Raw genomic sequence first — 17,874 nt, forward strand, 5'->3', positions numbered from 1 at the left:
CCTATCAGGTGTTCTTGGGTTGCGGATCAAGTTTGAAATCCGGCGCCAATTTGTTGTCGATGAGCACGGACATGCCGGGCATCAACTTGAAGGAGCCGGTGGATACCACACGGTCGCCGGATTTCACGCCTTCGACTACGATGACGAAGTCGCCCTGGGTTTCTCCCAGCCGCACCAGCTGCTGCCGCAATACCAGCGGCGCATCGCCGCCGTCTTTGGCTTCGCCTTCATCGACGATATAGACGGAAGAGCCGTAAGGGCCGTGCAACACTGCCGTAGAGGGGATAAACAGCACGTCGCGCGCCTGCGCGAGAATCATCTCAATCGCCACGAACATGCCCGGACGCAGTTTGCCTTCGGGATTGTCCAGGGTCGCCTGCACCCGTACGTTACGGGTGTTGGGGTCGACGTCCGGGTTGAACGCGGTGATTTTGCCGACAAACTTCTGCTCCGGGTAGGCGTCAGTGACGACTTCCACTTTCAAACCTTCCGCCAGCTCGCCCAGACGACGCTGCGACAGCGAAAACTCCACATACACCGGATTCAACGCTTGCAGGGACACGACGGGCGTACCCCTGTCCAGGAACTGGCCGACGCTGATCTGGCGAATCCCCAGTTTGCCGTCGAAGGGGGCGCGTAAGGTCTTCTTGGCGATCACGGCGCGATTGTAGTTCAGCCGCGCTTGCGCCTGTTTCACGTCGTTCTCCGCGTTGTCGAATTCGAGCTGGGAGATATTGCGCGTTTTGCTCAGTTCTTTGGCGCGGGTCAGGCTTAACTGGGCGCGGTCAAGGGCCACTTCAGCCTCCCGTAACTCGGCGCGTTCGATTTGATCATCGAACAGAACCAGAACATCGCCGGCTTTCACGTCCGCGCCGGCGGAGAATTTGATTTCTTTCACCGTCCCATCAATTTCCGTGTTGATCACCGTTCCCTGTACAGGTTTGACGGAACCCACCAGGGAGACGCGCGGTCGCCATTGCGACTGTTCGACGGTATAGGTGTTGACCGGCGTCGGCGGCATGGTCATCTGCGCGGCGGCGGCCCCCATGGTGTCGAACTGCTGCATCTTGACCTGGATGATCCCTCCAACGATGAGCGCCACGACAACCAGGCCAGCGAACACCCATAGGAGCTTTTTAAGCATATGCACTTCCTCTGCAAAGTGAGTTAAAGCGTTGGATCACATTCGCCAAATAGCCAGTGAAGTGGTGAAAATATGATCATAAACCTGTCAAATCCCTGTGTCCCGGCTGTCATCAATGGACTCCGGCAGGCAAGTGGAAGCCTGGAATAGAGTGGGGATTTACACCTTGTCGAACGGCGAGTGCGAATTTCGACAAAGTGAAATGAAAAAATTTTAATTGAGAATATGCTAAGGAAATCAAGTTATTGTGATAATTGCAAGAGGGCGTTTAATAGAATTTCACCCTATTAAGTAACAGCTGCAGGGGAAAAGTTACTAAGTAGGGAGCGCCTAATGCGCTTTTACGTTTTAAATCGCCGAGTGATACACGAACGGAGGCTTATCCAGAACCGGTTTCAAAGGATTGAATCATGAATTAAATGCGCAAAAATGCGAAAGACGGGAACGGTCCCTAATCGTAGATCCCACACAAGAAAGGCGTTACTCTTTGGGTCTTTGATATGGCTTCCGACAGAGTGAAAAGCATCGGTACTTAATTGGCCTGCAACGGAATACTACAAAGGATGACGGTGTGACTGAGTATTTAAGCAAAGAGTTGGCGAACCCGGAGTCAGTAAAGCGCTTGCGGCTGCACTGTGCTGATCTAACTGAACTGCCGGATGAGCTTTCGTGGCTAACCAATTTAGAATATCTGGAACTCTCGTTTAATAACTTTGAAGCGCTTCCATCGGTAGTATGCAAATTAAGACAGCTCAAAAAACTGCACATTCGACATAACAAGCTGCGACATTTAAACGACGAACTCGGAGAGTTACAAAATCTAAAGATGATTCACATGCCAAACAACGCGGATATTGACTCTGCAACGGTCTTTATACAACTGGCGAAAATTCCCAATCTGGAAAGATTAAGCCTGGGGAATTGTGGGATTCACAAAATTGATGCGTCGATTGGCGATTTCACCCAATTGAAAGTTCTCAATCTTTACGGCAATCAGATTGCTGATCTTCCTTGTGAAATGTTCGGGTTGAAAAAACTGCAATTCTTGAACCTGCAAGGTAACCCGATAGATATTTCCAACTATCGTAATAAATTCGCTTCCAAGTCATTGACTATAGTGTGCTAAATAAGCGCTTATTGGCGATATTCCTCAAAAAGTTTTATAACGCTATCCTGCCATATTGATAGGACCGAAGAATGAAGGAAGTCCATAAATCCGCCCTGTGGGCGCTAATCTGTATTCCAATCACCCTTTTTGCAGGCTATTTCAGCTATGCAATGGCGCATGGCTCTTTCACTTTTCTTGTTATCTTTTTAGCGCCAGGAGGGTTATTTATTTCGCTAATGGAAGGCGTTCTTGACTCTAACTGGTCATTGATTACTGTAGGAATACTCGGACAGTATCTGGGCTATTTCGCCATTATCCACGGAATTAGAAAGCTGGTGAGCTGGTTTCGGTTCCGAGCGCGTAAGGAAGAGCCGGCTAACTAAGCGTCCAGAACTTTCATACAACGAAGAGCATCACCATGGAATTGGACCATATTTTTATCTGCGTATCGGAAGAAGCTCCGGAAGGGGATTTGTTGACCGCCTTTGGTTTGACGGAAGGCTCCGCGAATACTCACCCTGGTCAGGGTACGGCTAATCGTCGTTTTTTCTTCCACAACGCTTTTATCGAGTTGTTGTATTTAAACGATCCTGAAGAAGCTGACAGTGCGCTGACTCGGCCGACGATGCTGCTGGAAAGACTCACCCAAAGAGGCGCCGCCGTTTCGCCATTTGGCTTTTGCTTTCGACCTGAGACAGGCAAGGAGCGAAGCCCCGCGCCGTTCAAAAGCTGGGACTACCGGCCTAAATACCTGCCGGAAACCCTGCGTGTGGAAGTCGGCGAATCGCCATTAAGCGAACCCATGTGGTTTTACCTGGAGTTTGCCGGCAGACCAGACCAAGCCGCCCCAGAGCGCGCACAACCACTAACGCACGCCACCGGCTTCAAAGAAGTCACGCGTGTTTGCGTCACATCCCCCAATAGAGAAACGCTCTCCGACGCCGCCATTAAGGCGACCACTGCGAGCGGATTTGAGATGGCGGCGGGGGATGAGAGCCTATTGGAAATAAGCTTTGATCACGAAAAAGAGGGAAAGCATCACGACTTCCGGCCTCATTTGCCGTTGGTGTTTCGGTGGTGATAGAAGCGACGGCTGGGCTTAGTCGAACAGTATGATTTCAAGGTCGGCGTCCAGCTGATCGCACAGCTTTCGTTGCTCTTCTTCAGGGATGTGGTTGCTATGAAGGCTCAATTCTTCCAGCTGCTTCAGATTCAGAATTTCTGATGGCAGCTCAGTGAGCTGGTTGTCATTCAGACGCAGGCGCGTTAACTGGGTGATCTCGCCAATTTCGGCAGGCAGCGTCTCGAGTTTATTGAAACTAAGATCTATCTCTTCCAGCTTGGGAAGCTGTTTCAGGCAACCGATTTCCTTTGGTAATTGCTTTAGTTTATTCCAACTAAGGTTTATCGCGGCAAGGTTGGGGAGGTTTCTTAAAACACCAATTGCTGGTGGTAGTGACTCCATGTTGTGTGTGTTCAGGGACAGGCGCGTTATATTTTCCAGATTCCGCAAATTTTTCAGCGCTGTTTCAATGTCGTCCGTATCGAGGTTGAGACGTAAGTGAGAGACATGGCGAACTCCATCGCTCGAAGCGTTTAGGCAACTGATATCAATCGCTAGATATTTCAGTTGGTCTAGCTCTGAAAGAACCATCGGGACGGATTTGAATCGGTTACCGATGAGAGACAACGACCTCAGTGAAGCAAGACGGGGGAGCCAAGGCGGCAGGTCGTCGAATTGGTTGTCATTTAGACCCAACGCGTAAAGGGAGTGCATATACTCCATTGTGACAGGCAGAACCGACAGTTTATTAAAGCCTAAGTCGAGATCATGAACGTTGGTTAAATTGCCAATCTCAATTGGGAGATCGGCAATCTGATTCCCATACAAATAGAGACGCTGAAGTTCTCTCAAATTTCCAATTTCTTCAGGCAAAGTGCTGAGTTGGTTATAGGAGAGGTAAAAACCTGTTAATTGAGAAAGGTCTCCAATCGAAGCTGGCAGGCTTGTGAGCCTGTTGTCACTTGCTTCGAGGCGAGTCAGCCTGGATAGCTTACCTATCGTCTTCGGCAGTTGTTGCAGTAGATTGCTGGACAGAGAGAGATGCACTAACTTTTCGAAAACACTGATAGCGGGGGACAACTCCTCTAGCGAACGATCCGCCAGATAAAGATCGGAAATCAATTTAAGCTCTCTAAGTGTGTAGGGAAGGCGCGGCGGTTGATTATCCGGAACATAATCCCTTAAAAAATCGAGCGCTCTTTGGTAATTATCACTGCTATTGATCAAGTCTAACTCCCCTCTAATTGAGGCCTATTATTTGAATTCGGAAAAGGCCTTGCTCATTCCTCAACGAGTTTTTGTTCGTGGATTATCTCGTGGACTATATAGGAGCAAACGTGGCGGTATTGCCGCGATGAACTTACAAAAGATAATCACGAGCTTGGAACAGAGAATGAACGGTTTAATCAAACAATATGATCCCCAGCTCGGCGTCCAGTTGATCGCACAGCTTTCGTTGTTGTTCTTCAGGAATGTTGTTGCTGTAAAGGTTTATTTCTTTCAGCTGCTTCAGGTTCAGAATTTCTGATGGCGCTTCGGTGAGCTGGTTGTCATTCAGGTGCAGGCGCTTTAACTGAGTAATCTCCCCAATTTCTGGAGGTACTTTCTTGAGTTTGTTGAAGCTTAGGTCTAATTCCTCAAGGTTAGGCATATTCTTCAGTAGCCCAATCGCCGGCGGCAGTGTCTCCATATTATGGGTTTTCAGCGCTAGAGATCTAACGCCAGCGAATTTTTCCAGGCATCGTAGCGCTTGGTCTATGTTATCCGTGTCAAGACTGAGGCATAAATGAGAGACACTGCGGGGCAGAACTGTTGAGGCGGTGATACAGCTGATATCCATAGACAGATAGGCCAGCTTTTCCAGTTGCAAAAGCACCTCAGGAACAGATCTGAATTGGTTGCCAATCAGAGATAGAGAACTTAATGAGGACAGGTTTTCAATACTCTGAGGAAGGCGCTCCAGTTTGTTGTCGTTCAGCTCCAGCGTGCTGAATGAATGCATGCGCCCAATAGTTTCGGGCAGCGCTACCAGGCGGTTGTTATGTAAGTAGAGCTGGCTCAATTTGGACAGCCCGCCTATTTCGTTGGGGAGCGCACTAAGGGCGTTCTGACTCAGGGAGAGAAGCTCAAGCTCCGCCAGATCACCCATCTCTTCTGGCAGGCTCTCTAGGCTATTATCCAAGAGAGTCAGGCTTTTTAGCCGAGATAGACTTCCGATCGAAGATGGCAGGCTTGTTAGTTTGTTGTTATCTAAATACAGATGATTGAGTCTGGATAACTTACCTATCGTTTCTGGCAGTTGTCGCAGCTGATTACCTGACAGGCTGAGTCGCTCTAACTTCTGGAAAGCGCTGATGGCGGGGGAAAGCTCCTCCAGCATTCGATCCGACAGATAAAGCTCGGAAAGCTGTTTAAGCTCTCCAAGTGCATGGGGAAGACTTGGCGGCTGATTATTTGGAACATAGTCTCTTAGAAACTCGAATGCTCTCTGGTAATTTTCACTGCTATTGATCACGTCTAACCCCTGCGGCCGGCCTGCAAGTATAGAATGCGGGAAAAGCCTTTATCATTTCAAAACTAGCGCATTGGTGGCGAACTATATAAGAAAAAACGTCTAATTTGTTTATCTTTTCAATGACTTTTGATATGAGTGCGAGATAAGCCACGTACCTGAGGACCCGGTTGATGACCATAGAAACAGAGCAAGATTTACTACACCTGAAACATATCGGCGGCATTGTCGCGACGATTTTGCAGGAGATGATAGCGCGCACCGAACCGGGGATGACGACCTCAGAGCTGGACGCTATTGGCAAGGCGTTGTTTGAAAAATATGAGGCTCAATCGGCTCCGTTACTCTCCTATAACTTTCCCGGTTACACCTGCATCAGCGTGAACGAAGAAGCGGCGCACGGCATTCCTCGCGATCGTGTTATTCGTCCCGGAGATATCGTCAATATTGATGTTTCGGGCGAAAAGAACGGTTATTTCGCGGACACTGGGGGCACCTTTATCGTGCCGCCATCCACGCCGCAAAAAGACCGGTTGTTACACGCGACCAAGTTGGCGTTGCGCAACGCCGCGGCGAAAGCAAGGGCGGGAGAGAATCTGAATGTCATCGGCAAGGAAATCCAGAAAGTCGCCAAGGACAAAGGCTTCAAAATTATCAGAAATCTGTGCAGCCATGGCGTAGGGCGCAGTCTGCACGAAGACCCGAAGGAGATTCTGGGCTATTACGATCCTCGCGAAGAACGGCGTTTGCACAAAGGGCTGGTCATCACCATCGAACCCTTCCTGTCCACCAAGAGCAAACACGTAACGGAAGCCCGCGACGGCTGGACCCTGATTGGCGCCGCAGGGAATTTATCCGCACAATTTGAACATACGATGGTAATCACCAACGGACAGCCCATATTGGTGACCGTGCCACATAGCGCTTAGCGCCTTTTTTGCCTCACGGTTGTGACTCTCCGAACTATCTAACCGTAGGTTGGATAAGCAAAGCGCCATCCAACGTGGGCGTCACAATTAGCTCAGGGGAAAGCGTATAAGCTACGGGACATTGCCCCATAGTTGGCGACAAAAAGCAAAACATGATCTGCTGATTTGGCGTGTCGGAAGGCGCTGCGCTTTTCCAACCTACAGGGTCTCATTCACAGAGTTATATACCGGCCATCTGCCGCCGATTAAGAATGAGATGTGTATACGGGCTGTTCCTGTGTGACGGCGATTGATTCTTCCAGGCGGATGGATTCTGTCAGGCCGTCGCAGCTTTCCGCCCAGATGGTGACCCATTCAGGTAAAAGGGGAGACATGGACGGTACGCCCAGATATTCGGCCAGGTCTTCCGGTTTTATGGCGCCTTGCGCCCCTTTGAAGAATCCACGCATGAACACGACGCCCGCCACGCGACCTTTGCGAACAAAGCGATGCTCCATATAGGACCACTTATCATCCCAGCCCACCAGGCGGGAGTGGATCTCGAAACGTTCGAAGAGCCGGAGTTCCTTGCGGAATTTGGCGGTTGCTTCCGCGACAATCGGCAGCGCCCGGTGTTTCAGCGCGACTTTGCCAACGCCGCTGCGCAGTATGTAATCTATGCGCCCAACATCCGCCATGGTGAAGTAACGGCCGTTATTAACATGAAGGTTGAGGTCCAGGTCATTGGGCCAGACGCGCATCTTAACTACGGTCGTATCGAACGGTTGCGCAGGCTTTCTCAGCATTGCCATGAATAACGCTTTAATCAGACGAAACCACAAATTCATTGTCTAACTCCATCGGGAATAAAAGGGCTGCCGGTCGATAGCTACGATAGTGGGAGATGGTTTTTGGCGATACATGCAGAAATGACATTTTTCATGCGAAAAGCGCAAATGGCGATAGCTCTCGCCATATTTTTGAAATGATTAACATGTTAGGCGCAAGCCCTTGACGACAGCGTTGCGTCAGTGCGCAAATGGCGCTAATAATGCGGTTTGAGTAATGGCTGATAAACGCTTTTGCAGGCTGAAATATCTCAAAATAAAATCAAATAAGCTCTGTAGTTATCGGATAAATAAGAGAATGATATGCATGTAACAGTTCTGATGGTGAATCAATGCTCATCCGCCAGTATTGCGATTACCTTGGAAACACTGGCGTGCGCGAATCAATTTCGTGCTTATCGGAATCGGTCGCAGGAGCCTCTTTTCAATATTCAGACCGCCTCGCTGGATGGTCACCCTGTCTCCTGTTCAGGCGGCCTCACGCTGACGCCGAATGTCTCGTTAGAGCAGATTACAGGCACAGACCTGATCGTCATTCCAGGGTTCTTATTCAACCTAAAGCCGGCGCTGCCGACCTTTAAGGATTTCGCCCCCTGGCTCAGAGCGCGGTTTGCAGAGCAGGCGGCTATCGCCACGATCTGCACGGGCGCTTTTTTACTGGCGGAGTCGGGCTTACTGGATGACATGGCGGCGACCACCCACTGGTATTACGTCAATGCGTTCGCCCAACGCTATCCCAAAGTGAAAGTGAGCAAGCAGCACATCATTACTGAGGATAACCGCATCATCTGTTCAGGCGGGGCTTCCGCCGCCATCGACCTGCTGCTTCATATCATTCGTCGCTATGCGGCCCCGGAGATTGCCGCCGAGTGCTCCAAAAAACTGCTCATCGACACCACCCGCAGAGAACAAACGCCCTATGTGATGTTGTCCTTCAACAAGAACCATGAAGACAGGGAAATACTCAAGGTTCAGGACTGGCTGGATCACCATTACGCCAGCGCTATCAATATTGAAGAGCTGGCCAAACAATTCGGCTTCGGCGTGCGTAACTTCAAACGGCGCTTCAAGGACGCCACCGGGCAAACTCCGATCAACTATTTGCAGAACTTACGCATTGAGAACGCGAAAAGGCTGATCGAAACCACTCGCATGAGCATTGAAAGCATTACCTTTGAGGTTGGGTATGAGGACAGTAACTCCTTTCGTCGTCTGTTCAGTGAGCGGGTAGGGACGACGCCCAGCAGCTATCGCAAGAAGTTTCAGGTTCCGCCTCCCGGGGGACAGACCAACCGCGCATAACCTTCGTAAGAGCCATGATCCGACCACAGCCACTGGAAGTTCGGCGGATTCTGACCAATTCTTATACATAGTCAGTCACAGGGATGAGCGGACAGGGATCTTGGACTTTCACCACGAAATTGAGACGCTGAGCCCTGGTCGCTGGCGGCCGGAAGGAGGGTCCTTTGTATAAAACCGTGGATTTGAGTCGTTTGCCGGTGCTGGCGTCTCACGCTGACGTTGCATTGTTTGACTTGCACCCTGACGTCATCTTCATCCTGGACCTGGATGTGCACGCTTTCTGGTGGGCCAATGCGGCGGGCGTGGCGTTCTGGGGCCTGGATAATGTCCAGCAGGTGATTGAAAAGGATATGTCGGGGGATACCGCCAGCGCGCGTCGCCGCATGCAGCAGACCTTCGAAAAGGCGCTGCGCTTTTCCGGCCTACCGGGCGTTAGTTCAATCAAGCTGCAGGTAAGGATGCAAATCCATATCTGGGCAGTCCCAGGAAGGGTCGTTCAACACTTCCCGGATTTTCGCTTTATTGAAGCGATGGATGTTGCCGCCGTATAGTTTTTTGAAGTCGTCATAACTTAACTCAACAATTTCCGAGAGCTTTTCACGCAACTCGTCCGTCAAAATGGCCTTGTTAAGCTTCTCACTCAAGGCATTGTTGTACTCAATAAAATTAATGTTTTCTAAGTCCCAATACTTAGAGTTATATACCTCGCAAATCGCCTCTGCTTCTACTTGATGTAAGTCTAGTCCTGGCGGGGGGGGGGAGTCCGAACATGAAGTAATAACTAAAAAAGTCGAAAAAAAAGCGAAATTTATAAGTTTATGCATGCCTAGTTTACTCTGTGCTTGAACTCTTTGAAAGCAGTAGTCAATCTCTCAAAAGAAGAATAGAATTCGCTGGGGTGGGATATTAACTCATTTAGCATAGTAAAAGCATCTCTCTCGTCAATATTAATGCCTGCTTCAAGGAAAAGTTTGACGACTTTTTGGGCTGCAGCTTTTTTATCGCTGGGGTTGGCCATGTTCAGGCTTTTGAGCTCACTTATTAGTCCCATGTATTTTTTGTCAATGGCAATTTTTAGGGCCTTTGGAGACTGAAGAAAAGAATTTATTATTCCCTGTGTTAATATAGTCAGGACTATTCCCATCATTGTGAATGTTTTTGGCTGATTTATATACTTTCCGTATAGAATCCCAACCACTTTACCTCTAACTGCTTCGTCCTTCACCACCGCGCCGGGGGTCTCAGAAATAGTTCTTTTCAGAATTAAGCTGCGCTCGTTTACCATGAAGTTAAGAAGAACTATTCTTGTGGTCGGTGCGTAGGATATCATCAGATCAGTTTCTTTCGTAATTGCTTTCGCAAGCTCATAATATGCAAATATGATGTTCTGGTTTTCTGCGATTCCGTATATAGATGAAGAACCTATTACGGCAAGAAATGCACCTATTCCTGCAGTTGAAATAAATCCCATCATGATGTTCATTTCATATTTGACAATTGTCTTTAGTGGAGATGTTAATTCATGAACCCTTTTGTATACTCGTTTATTGGTAATATCGTTGGCGAAGTTTGATATATTCTGAATAAATATTCTATTGTGTATTTTTTTGTTGTCTGGAGCAGATTGAAGGAAAATTATGGTAGTGCATCCAATTTCCAATATTAATCTCTCTCCGTCATAAGAAGGCCAAAGTTCGCCACTTTTAAAGTATATAGTGCCTTTGGCAAAACTATTCCTCCAACTAATTCCCGTTGAAAAAGTAGAGTCTAGCGGCAAAAAATTTTGAATCATTAATGTGATGTCGATCTTTTCATCAACAGGTGAAAGCTTGTCGTTACAGGCAAAAATACTCTCTTCTGGCATAACGTTCTCTTATTTGTTGGGAGAGATAAGGATGTGTAATGTTTTGATGAAATACAGTGTGGTGTATTGCGGGGAGATTTTTATGATTTTCATCCTTGATTGACACTCCTAAACAGGGACAGTAATAAATATATGAGTATTATACTGTTAATTCGGATGTTGATATAAATCGGACAAATGGATTAACCCTATGAGTAAGAATACAATAAAGGAAATTGGAACAGTTGCAGGCGCTTCAATGCAAAGTGATATTTTGATACTGATCTTTTCGTAAAAAATACTGGACATCAATAAAACTTTCTACATCTTCGCTCACCAACTAGATGTTGGCTATAGACTTGAAACGTTCATCTGTCCACGACTGGCGCTTACAGCTTTTTTGACCAATTCTTATACATAGTCAGTCACAGGGATGAGCGGACAGGGATTTTTGGACTTTCACCACGAAATTGAGACGCTGAGCCCTGGTCGCTGGCGGCCGGAAGGAGGGTCCTTTGTATAAAACCGTGGATTTGAGTCGTTTGCCGGTGCTGGCGTCTCACGCTGACGTTGCTTTGTTTGACTTGCACCCTGACGTTATTTTCATCCTGGACCTGGATGTGCACGCTTTCTGGTGGGCCAATGCGGCGGGCGTGGCGTTCTGGGGTCTGGATAATGTCCAGCAGGTGATCGACAAGGATATGTCGGGGGATACCGCCAGCGCGCGTCGCCGCATGCAGCAGACCTTCGAAAAGGCGGCGCTGGAAGGCGTGTCCGTCGATCCCTGGACCGCTTATCCCAACGAGCAACCCACACGCCTGCACATTCGCCACAAAGCGGTGTTATTGGGGCCTGAGCGCCATCGCGGCACCATCGCCTTTATTTCCGACGGCGGCCCTTCGGGGGACAACCCGGAGCAATGCCTGTTCGCGGAAGCGATTCATTACACCTCGGTTGCGGTGACCAGCTTCTCCCTGGAAGGACTGCCGCTGTTTGAAAATCCCATCGCCACCGAACTCTACGGGTATGCGGTGAGAGATGACGCGCCGGCGGGCGTATCCGTGTTCGAAAGTCGTTTTCATGATCTGCAAGAAGGTAGAGAAAGGTTGCGACAGGGGCAGGCGCTGCTGGACAGCTCTCAGGATCACTTGATGATCACCCGGCGCGGTGTTCGCAAGCATACCCTGGATATGCGCGCCAGCCGGCATCCGGTGAGCGGCGAATACGTGATACTGGTGTCCGAATACGATATCAGCGCCCTACAGCAGGCGCTGGATGAGTCGGAAAGAGCCAAGGCGGAACTGAAAAAGCTGGCCCACTACGATGCGCTGACTGGCGTGCCTACGGTGCGTTTGTGCAAGGACCGGCTCGACCGCATGATCGCTGTCGCCAGGCGCAATGAGGCGATTGCGGCGTTGTTGTTTATCGATCTGGACGGCTTCAAGGCGGTGAATGACCAGCATGGCCATGACGCCGGCGATTGTCTGTTGAAGGAAGTGGCGGTGCGTCTGCAATCCTCCGTACGCGCCTCGGACACGGTGGGCAGAATCGGCGGCGATGAATTTATCGTGTTGATCCCGGACCTGCAGCAGCGCGAGCATGCCGGCGTAGTCGCCCATCAGATCATCAAGACGCTCTCCATGCCGGTGACCGTGACGTCAAACGACGGCAGTGAAGTGGAAGTGTATATCGGCGCCAGTATCGGGGTGGCGTCGTTTCCTCATAACGGAGACGACCCGGAAGCGCTGCTGCGCAATGCGGACGCGGCGATGTATCAGATCAAACGTCAGGGCAAGAATAATTACGGCTACGCATAAAGATTGCAGTAATTGCAAGAGAAGGCGAGCGGTTCAAAAAACACGCGGCCGGGAAGGCGCGGCCGCGTGAAAAATACAGCAATTACACTTGATTACTGCATAGCATCTGTCTCGAACACTCTATTCATCTACGACACAACTTCCGTTGCGTCGATAGACGTTATTGACTGCACAAGAGGTTCACTTCTTTTCTCAGTTTCGGCAAAAAGATATCCGTAAAGAAGTTGTACAGCCCCATCTGGTCATGCTCATGGGTATAGATCGCCCATGGGTCCAGAATGACGGAACGGATACAGGGAATCGCGTTCACTTGCTGGGGATTTTCAAACAGGCGCTCGCCCAGGGCGTTCATGAAGTCGTCGCCGTAATCATCCCGATTGAACGTGGTCATCGATACGAACACCTGGTCTGGGGAGACAGGTTGTCCTGGCGGCACGCTGAGCTTGTCGAACAGGGCGTTGTTCAGCTGCAGCGTCCGCTCGACTGAGCGGTCATTCTTATCGACGAACACATAGTCCACGATATTCTGGTCGCCGGAGACTTTACGCAGGAACGCGCTGATTTCCCGATGTTGCAGCAGGTCACGCTTGGAAACCTGACGTTTCCACAACATTTCCGCGATAGCTTTACGCTGCATTTCCTGATCCTTGGGCATCGGGTTCAGCAGCGCCAGATCGAACTTGTCGTCCGGGAAGGCGATGTCCATGGTGGCCAGATACAGGTAGAACAACTTCGAGTTCAACATGCTCTGGTTGATGATATGGCCATAGCCGCGCTTGTCTGGACGAATGGTTTGATGGCTGAGGTAAACCGCGGTGGCCGCCGCGCCAGGCTTGGAGCCTTCCAGACCGGACTCGCCGATATTGCGGGTGTTGATGCTGTCGCTGTCGCCTTCAGAACTGATGTAAGGCGCGCTGAAGCTGAGCAGGTTGATGATCTTCTCGTTGCGGTAAGTCAGGCTGCCCGCCGGGTAGGGGATGTAGCCCATTTTGTGCGGATCGATTGTGGCGCTGTCGCAACGGTGGACATGAGCCATGCTGTCGTAGACGGACTGGCGGAACCAGGAGTCGCTGTTGTCGAACTGATCCGTCGGCAAATTGCCCTGCTGCGGCTCGGAACCCATCTCAAAGGGCTTGCGAATACAGGCCATGAAATAGCCGCCCCAGGCGCCGTCGGTATGCACCGCATACTCGAAGGGTTCTGCATCGCGACGGAAGTCCTCGCGGATCTGCAGTATTTTTTCCACTGGGTCCACGGCGCCTTCTTCGGTGGAGCCGAAGACAGCGACGTTCAGCAGGATGGGCTTTTTGTTCTGCTTACAGGTGTTCAATACGGTCTGCAGCAGATCGGTTTTCACTCTGCCTTCTTCGTCCACATAAACATTCAACACGGCGTCGTCGCCAATCACGTTGATGTCCGTCATCTGTGCTTCGGTCAGGCCTTTCTGACCGCCGCCCAGGCCGAGCACGGCGGCTGACTTCACCCAGGAGTAATGCTTGGTGGAGGGCACAATGATCGCCGGCGCTTTGATGTTTTCCGCCGCCAGGTATTTGTTCTGGAAGAAGGTCATGCCTCTGGCGTTGAGAGAGTAGTTTTCTCCCAGGGTTTTCCAGACAGTCGCTTCGTCCACCTTGAGCAAGCTGGCTATTTTGCCTGGCAGATTCAACGCGTCGTCCTGTATCAGGTTGAGCAGACGCCAGGCGCTGGCGTCGGCGACCCGCTGGCCGTCAGACAGGGTGAGGCTGCTGCGGATGGAGGCGTAGGGCTGTCCGTCCTCCAGCGCGTATTTAATGCCCAGAGGCATGTACTTGAGTTCACGGGCGGCCCACACGCTTTCGATGTTGGCGACCGTGCCGCCGCTGGTGATATGCGACCAGGAGCGAGGCACGGTGGACTCACTGTCATTCTCCAGCGGACGCACGTTGAAGCCGGCCATTTGCGCCACGTCATTGGCCGCGACGATTTCCAGCAATGTGGTTGCCGGCGCCGCCTGCGGCGTGACGTTATTCTGGTTCTGCAACATGCCGGACAGGTAGCCGATAATCGCCGGCAACGTGATGTCCCAGGTCATATGCCCCTGATAGCGCAGGCTGGAGAAGGGCACGGAGTATTGCGTCAACAGACTGAGCAGGTCGTCGCTGCGCTGCTCGATATTCTGCAGCGCCTGCACGTAGGCATCGGAAGACTTCACTTTATCTGTGATATATCCGGGATCTTCCGGAAACTGATTGGTGCGTCCTTCCAGGGTTTTCTCGACGACGGCGCTCAATAACTTCTTCACTACGTCAAGATTTTCGCCTTTTGTGCCCATAAACCAGCCGGCGATAGAGGTGTCGTCCAATAGGGGCGCACTGACTAGGCCTTGTTTTAAATGGGATTTAACTTGTTTTAGAACATCGCGTGAGACAAATTTCCTTCTTGGGGAAGTCATTTCCATTACGGGATCTCCGTTTATTGTGCTTTACATGCAATGTTGGGGAATCGCGATATTTAAGGCGGGTGTTTCCTAATCAGAAACAAGCTTGATCAGTACGGCGTGAAATCGTCCACTCAGAGACAGCGGTCGCGAGATGGCTATCTTAGTACAGTCAGGGGAATTAGCAACCGGAGAAAACTAGGTGGCGGCGCAGGCCTAAGCGGCGCTGTACGTCCGGTTTTGACGGGAGCGGGGAATGGCGCGAGACAGGCGGCGGATTGACTAACGGATGACGATAGATACCACTTATCAGTTTATTTTTGGCAGCGCTTTACTGGCGTTGCTGTGCGTGTTCACAAGCGTGCTGTCGCGTCGACTTGGAGCGCCATTGTTATTGGTGTTCCTGGTGCTTGGCATGCTGGCGGGGGAGGACGGGCCCGGAGGCATTAAGTTTGACGACTTCGGACTGGCGTTTCTGGTGGGCAACCTGGCGTTGGCGGTGATCATTTTCGACGGCGGCCTGGGGGCGCGCCGGGATACTTTCCGCGTCAGTCTGCGCCCGGCGTTGTCGCTGGCTACCGTAGGCGTTCTGGTGACCGCGGGTTTGACCGGGCTGGCCGCCCACTGGATTCTCGACCTGACCTGGCGGGAAGGCCTGCTGATCGGCGCCATTGTCGGCTCCACGGACGCGGCGGCGGTGTTCGGCCTGTTGCGCAGCGCAGGCCTGGAATTGAAAGAGCGAACCGGGGCGACGCTGGAAATTGAGTCCGGCTCCAATGATCCGATGGCGATATTTCTGACCATCACCCTGGTGCAGTTAATAAGCGCGCCCACAGGCAATCCCGGCTGGTCCCTGTTGAGCGAGCTGGCGATTCAAATGGGCCTGGGACTCGCGGCGGGGGGTGCGGGCGGCTATCTGTTGTCGTGGCTGCTGAGTCGTTTGCAGTTGTCCGCTTCGCTGTATCCGTTGTTGGCGTTGACCGGCGCGCTGAGTCTGTTCGGCGTGACCAACTTAATGGGCGGCAGCGGCTTTCTTGCGATCTATATTGTGGGCGTGATGATCGGCTCCAAATCGCTGCCTTATGGCGGGGACATCCATCGCTTCCATGACGGGCTGGCCTGGCTGAGTCAGATCATCATGTTTTTGATGCTGGGACTGTTGATCACGCCCAGCAAAATGACGTCGATTATCGCGCCGGCGATCGCCATCGCCTTTGTACTGATCTTTTTCGCCCGGCCTCTGGCGGTGTTGTTGTCTCTGGCGCCTTTCCACTTCCCGTGGCGAGAGCAGGTCTTTATCAGTTGGTGCGGGCTGCGCGGCGCCGTGCCGATCATTCTTGCGCTGTTCCCTTCTTTGGCGGGGCTGGAGCAAACCCGCATCTACTTTGACCTGGTGTTCTTCGTCGTGCTGATTTCGTTGATTCTGCAAGGCTGGACCATTGCGCCCATCGCCCGATGGCTAAGGGTGGAGCTGCCGCCGCCGGTGCGGGAACCGGAGCATCTGACCCTGAAAATTCCCGACTCTCAGGACAAAGAACTATTGCTGTATCAGGTGACGCCGAGCTGCCGCGCCCTGGGAATACAAGGCAAGCAACTGCCAATGGCGGAAGGCGCGCAGTTGGTCGGTGTGATGCGTCTGGGCGTCCTGTTGGCGGCGCCGGCGGAGCAAAAGTTGGCGGTAGATGATTATGTGATGGCGCTGGCGACAGAGGGAAGCAGTAGCGCTTTGGGGCGGTTCTTCGCCCCGGAACAGTCGCTCAATTTGGAGACCAGTCTGTTTTTCGGCGAGTTCGCCATCAACCCCGACGCCAGGCTGGCTGATCTGGCGCAGCTGTATTGTTTTGACGTGCGGGATAAAGATAGCGCGCTAAGCGTCGCCGACTTTGTGCTCACTCAATTTCACGGCAAGCCGGTGGTGGGGGACCGGGTCCAACTCGGACCCGTGCAGTTTGTGGTGAAGGAAGTCAAAGAAGGCGTAATCACCGCAATCGGGCTGAAGCTGGGGCGGAAGTGATCCGCCCACATGGCTGAGTAGATTTCAACCGCCTTTCTGATTTCTGGCCGGAATCAGACCAACACTATTCCTCTGCAAGTTTAGACGCTGCCTGTAATCTAGGCCATGTCGCCTTTTGCGGTGCTGAAACAGACGGCGTGACGGCGACACTATGAGGGAACGCCAGGCGGTAGCCGCCCAAAGCGACGAACCAGCAGATAGCGAGGGTCGAGATATCGTGGGAAATAAAGTGAGCGCCTCGCAGTTGTTGCGCGACGCCGAAGCTTGCCCCCAGGGCTAACGCAAACCCCAGCGCCCTGAAGCGCCAACGAGGCAAGTGAACCAGCGCGACAAAGTAAAGGCCGATCCAGGCGTAGCCGCCGCTGGCGTGGCCGGCGGGGAAACATTGTCCATCCTGGCTGGCGGCGTCAAAGGAGATCGCGCCGCCGTAGCGCAGCAAATCCCAGGGGCAGTTTACCTGGGTGAGGCGTTTGAGCAGGGAGACGCTGAGCAGGGAAATCGCCACGCTCGCAAACAGATAGACCAGGGCGCGTCGATAGGGGCGGAGTCGTCGCACGAAGAAGGAGCCTGACAGCAACGCCAACAGCAATATGGCCATAACGGCGACCAGACGTCGCCCGTCGTTGTGCAGGAGGTCGCTGGTGACCCAGGCGTCCCGTAAAAACCATTGATGTCCCTCCCAGCTATAGATTGCATCCGCCAGCGACAAATCCAGATGCAGGTCGTTGATCAGCATTATCAGAGCCAGAAAAGCCAGGAGCGGATACCAGAAGTGAGTTCGATAAAAATCCGTTGAATCGTCTTGCCAGTTTTTCAAAATCGTATCGTCCGTCTAACAGCTTGTATGGAGGCATTCTAGGAAAGGGCGGACCAAGCAAGTCTCAAGAAAATATCAAGCA

General features: G+C 51.6%; 15 protein-coding genes. 8 read left to right on the forward strand and 7 right to left on the reverse strand.

Going from position 1 to position 17,874, the window contains the following annotated elements; translation table 11 throughout:
* Positions 1 to 4 precede the first annotated feature (4 nt).
* Positions 5 to 1,144, reverse strand: coding sequence for an efflux RND transporter periplasmic adaptor subunit (locus ACQYWX_RS15005; RefSeq protein ID WP_431689393.1), 1,140 nt, complete (start codon positions 1,142 to 1,144; stop codon positions 5 to 7).
* Positions 1,145 to 1,715: 571 nt separating this feature from the next.
* Between ACQYWX_RS15005 and ACQYWX_RS15010 the strand changes: the two genes are divergently transcribed.
* From ACQYWX_RS15010 to ACQYWX_RS15020, 3 genes are all read left to right on the forward strand, one after another.
* Positions 1,716 to 2,270, forward strand: a complete 555-nt coding sequence (locus tag ACQYWX_RS15010) for a leucine-rich repeat domain-containing protein (RefSeq protein WP_431689394.1) — start codon at positions 1,716 to 1,718, stop codon at positions 2,268 to 2,270.
* 71 nt (positions 2,271 to 2,341) lie between these two features.
* Positions 2,342 to 2,635, forward strand: coding sequence for a hypothetical protein (locus ACQYWX_RS15015; protein ID WP_431689395.1), 294 nt, complete (start codon positions 2,342 to 2,344; stop codon positions 2,633 to 2,635).
* A 35-nt stretch (positions 2,636 to 2,670) separates the two neighbouring features.
* Positions 2,671 to 3,333 (forward strand): VOC family protein, encoded by a 663-nt coding sequence (locus ACQYWX_RS15020; protein WP_431689396.1) that lies wholly within the window; start codon positions 2,671 to 2,673, stop codon positions 3,331 to 3,333.
* Positions 3,334 to 3,351: 18 nt separating this feature from the next.
* Here ACQYWX_RS15020 and ACQYWX_RS15025 read toward each other — a convergent pair whose 3' ends face one another.
* Together ACQYWX_RS15025 and ACQYWX_RS15030 are read right to left on the reverse strand one after the other, a co-directional pair.
* The gene (locus ACQYWX_RS15025; protein WP_431689397.1) at positions 3,352 to 4,542 is read right to left on the reverse strand and encodes a leucine-rich repeat domain-containing protein; all 1,191 of its coding nucleotides are present in this window, start codon (positions 4,540 to 4,542) and stop codon (positions 3,352 to 3,354) included.
* A gap of 175 nt (positions 4,543 to 4,717) precedes the next feature.
* On the reverse strand, positions 4,718 to 5,830 hold the full coding sequence (locus tag ACQYWX_RS15030) for a leucine-rich repeat domain-containing protein (RefSeq protein WP_431689398.1): 1,113 nt from the start codon (positions 5,828 to 5,830) through the stop codon (positions 4,718 to 4,720).
* Positions 5,831 to 6,000: 170 nt separating this feature from the next.
* Here ACQYWX_RS15030 and map point away from each other — a divergent pair, with 170 nt between their 5' ends.
* Positions 6,001 to 6,756, forward strand: a complete 756-nt coding sequence (gene map, locus ACQYWX_RS15035; protein WP_431689399.1) for a type I methionyl aminopeptidase — start codon at positions 6,001 to 6,003, stop codon at positions 6,754 to 6,756.
* A gap of 245 nt (positions 6,757 to 7,001) precedes the next feature.
* On the opposite strand, the gene ACQYWX_RS15040 is transcribed toward map, so the two are convergent.
* Positions 7,002 to 7,583, reverse strand: a complete 582-nt coding sequence (locus tag ACQYWX_RS15040; RefSeq protein ID WP_431689400.1) for a thioesterase family protein — start codon at positions 7,581 to 7,583, stop codon at positions 7,002 to 7,004.
* Between the two features lie 303 nt (positions 7,584 to 7,886).
* On the opposite strand from ACQYWX_RS15040, the gene ACQYWX_RS15045 reads away from it, so the two are divergent.
* Together ACQYWX_RS15045 and ACQYWX_RS15050 are read left to right on the forward strand one after the other, a co-directional pair.
* Positions 7,887 to 8,885: a GlxA family transcriptional regulator gene (locus tag ACQYWX_RS15045; protein WP_431689401.1), complete on the forward strand. Its 999-nt coding sequence runs from the start codon at positions 7,887 to 7,889 to the stop codon at positions 8,883 to 8,885.
* Positions 8,886 to 9,049: 164 nt separating this feature from the next.
* A complete protein-coding gene (locus tag ACQYWX_RS15050) occupies positions 9,050 to 9,436 on the forward strand; it encodes a hypothetical protein (protein WP_431689402.1) in 387 nt (128 codons plus the stop codon).
* Positions 9,437 to 9,711: 275 nt separating this feature from the next.
* Here ACQYWX_RS15050 and ACQYWX_RS15055 read toward each other — a convergent pair whose 3' ends face one another.
* The gene (locus ACQYWX_RS15055; protein ID WP_431689403.1) at positions 9,712 to 10,749 is read right to left on the reverse strand and encodes a hypothetical protein; all 1,038 of its coding nucleotides are present in this window, start codon (positions 10,747 to 10,749) and stop codon (positions 9,712 to 9,714) included.
* A 494-nt stretch (positions 10,750 to 11,243) separates the two neighbouring features.
* On the opposite strand from ACQYWX_RS15055, the gene ACQYWX_RS15060 reads away from it, so the two are divergent.
* Positions 11,244 to 12,545 carry a diguanylate cyclase domain-containing protein gene (locus ACQYWX_RS15060; protein ID WP_431689404.1) on the forward strand — a complete coding sequence of 434 codons (1,302 nt, stop codon included), beginning with the start codon at positions 11,244 to 11,246 and terminating at the stop codon, positions 12,543 to 12,545.
* Positions 12,546 to 12,705: 160 nt separating this feature from the next.
* Here the strand turns inward: ACQYWX_RS15060 and ACQYWX_RS15065 are convergent, their stop codons facing one another.
* On the reverse strand, positions 12,706 to 14,886 hold the full coding sequence (locus ACQYWX_RS15065; RefSeq protein WP_431689405.1) for a pyridoxal-dependent decarboxylase: 2,181 nt from the start codon (positions 14,884 to 14,886) through the stop codon (positions 12,706 to 12,708).
* Positions 14,887 to 15,250: 364 nt separating this feature from the next.
* Here ACQYWX_RS15065 and ACQYWX_RS15070 point away from each other — a divergent pair, with 364 nt between their 5' ends.
* Positions 15,251 to 16,975 carry a potassium/proton antiporter gene (locus ACQYWX_RS15070; protein ID WP_431689406.1) on the forward strand — a complete coding sequence of 575 codons (1,725 nt, stop codon included), beginning with the start codon at positions 15,251 to 15,253 and terminating at the stop codon, positions 16,973 to 16,975.
* Positions 16,976 to 17,039: 64 nt separating this feature from the next.
* Here ACQYWX_RS15070 and ACQYWX_RS15075 read toward each other — a convergent pair whose 3' ends face one another.
* On the reverse strand, positions 17,040 to 17,792 hold the full coding sequence (locus ACQYWX_RS15075) for a phosphatase PAP2 family protein (RefSeq protein WP_431689407.1): 753 nt from the start codon (positions 17,790 to 17,792) through the stop codon (positions 17,040 to 17,042).
* Positions 17,793 to 17,874 lie beyond the last annotated feature (82 nt).

Origin of the sequence: Hahella sp. NBU794, from assembly GCF_050749805.1 — a bacterium.
Lineage (GTDB): Bacteria > Pseudomonadota > Gammaproteobacteria > Pseudomonadales > Oleiphilaceae > Hahella.

Bases quoted from the DNA above. Each gene is read 5' to 3' on its own strand.
- ACQYWX_RS15005 (WP_431689393.1), bottom strand. From the start codon at position 1,144: ATGCTTAAAAAGCTCCTATGGGTGTTCGCTGGCCTGGTTGTCGTGGCG.
- ACQYWX_RS15015 (WP_431689395.1), top strand. From the start codon at position 2,342: ATGAAGGAAGTCCATAAATCCGCCCTGTGGGCGCTAATCTGTATTCCA.
- ACQYWX_RS15020 (WP_431689396.1), top strand. From the start codon at position 2,671: ATGGAATTGGACCATATTTTTATCTGCGTATCGGAAGAAGCTCCGGAA.
- map (WP_431689399.1), top strand. From the start codon at position 6,001: ATGACCATAGAAACAGAGCAAGATTTACTACACCTGAAACATATCGGC.
- ACQYWX_RS15040 (WP_431689400.1), bottom strand. From the start codon at position 7,583: ATGAATTTGTGGTTTCGTCTGATTAAAGCGTTATTCATGGCAATGCTG.
- ACQYWX_RS15045 (WP_431689401.1), top strand. From the start codon at position 7,887: ATGCATGTAACAGTTCTGATGGTGAATCAATGCTCATCCGCCAGTATT.
- ACQYWX_RS15055 (WP_431689403.1), bottom strand. From the start codon at position 10,749: ATGCCAGAAGAGAGTATTTTTGCCTGTAACGACAAGCTTTCACCTGTT.
- ACQYWX_RS15070 (WP_431689406.1), top strand. From the start codon at position 15,251: ATGACGATAGATACCACTTATCAGTTTATTTTTGGCAGCGCTTTACTG.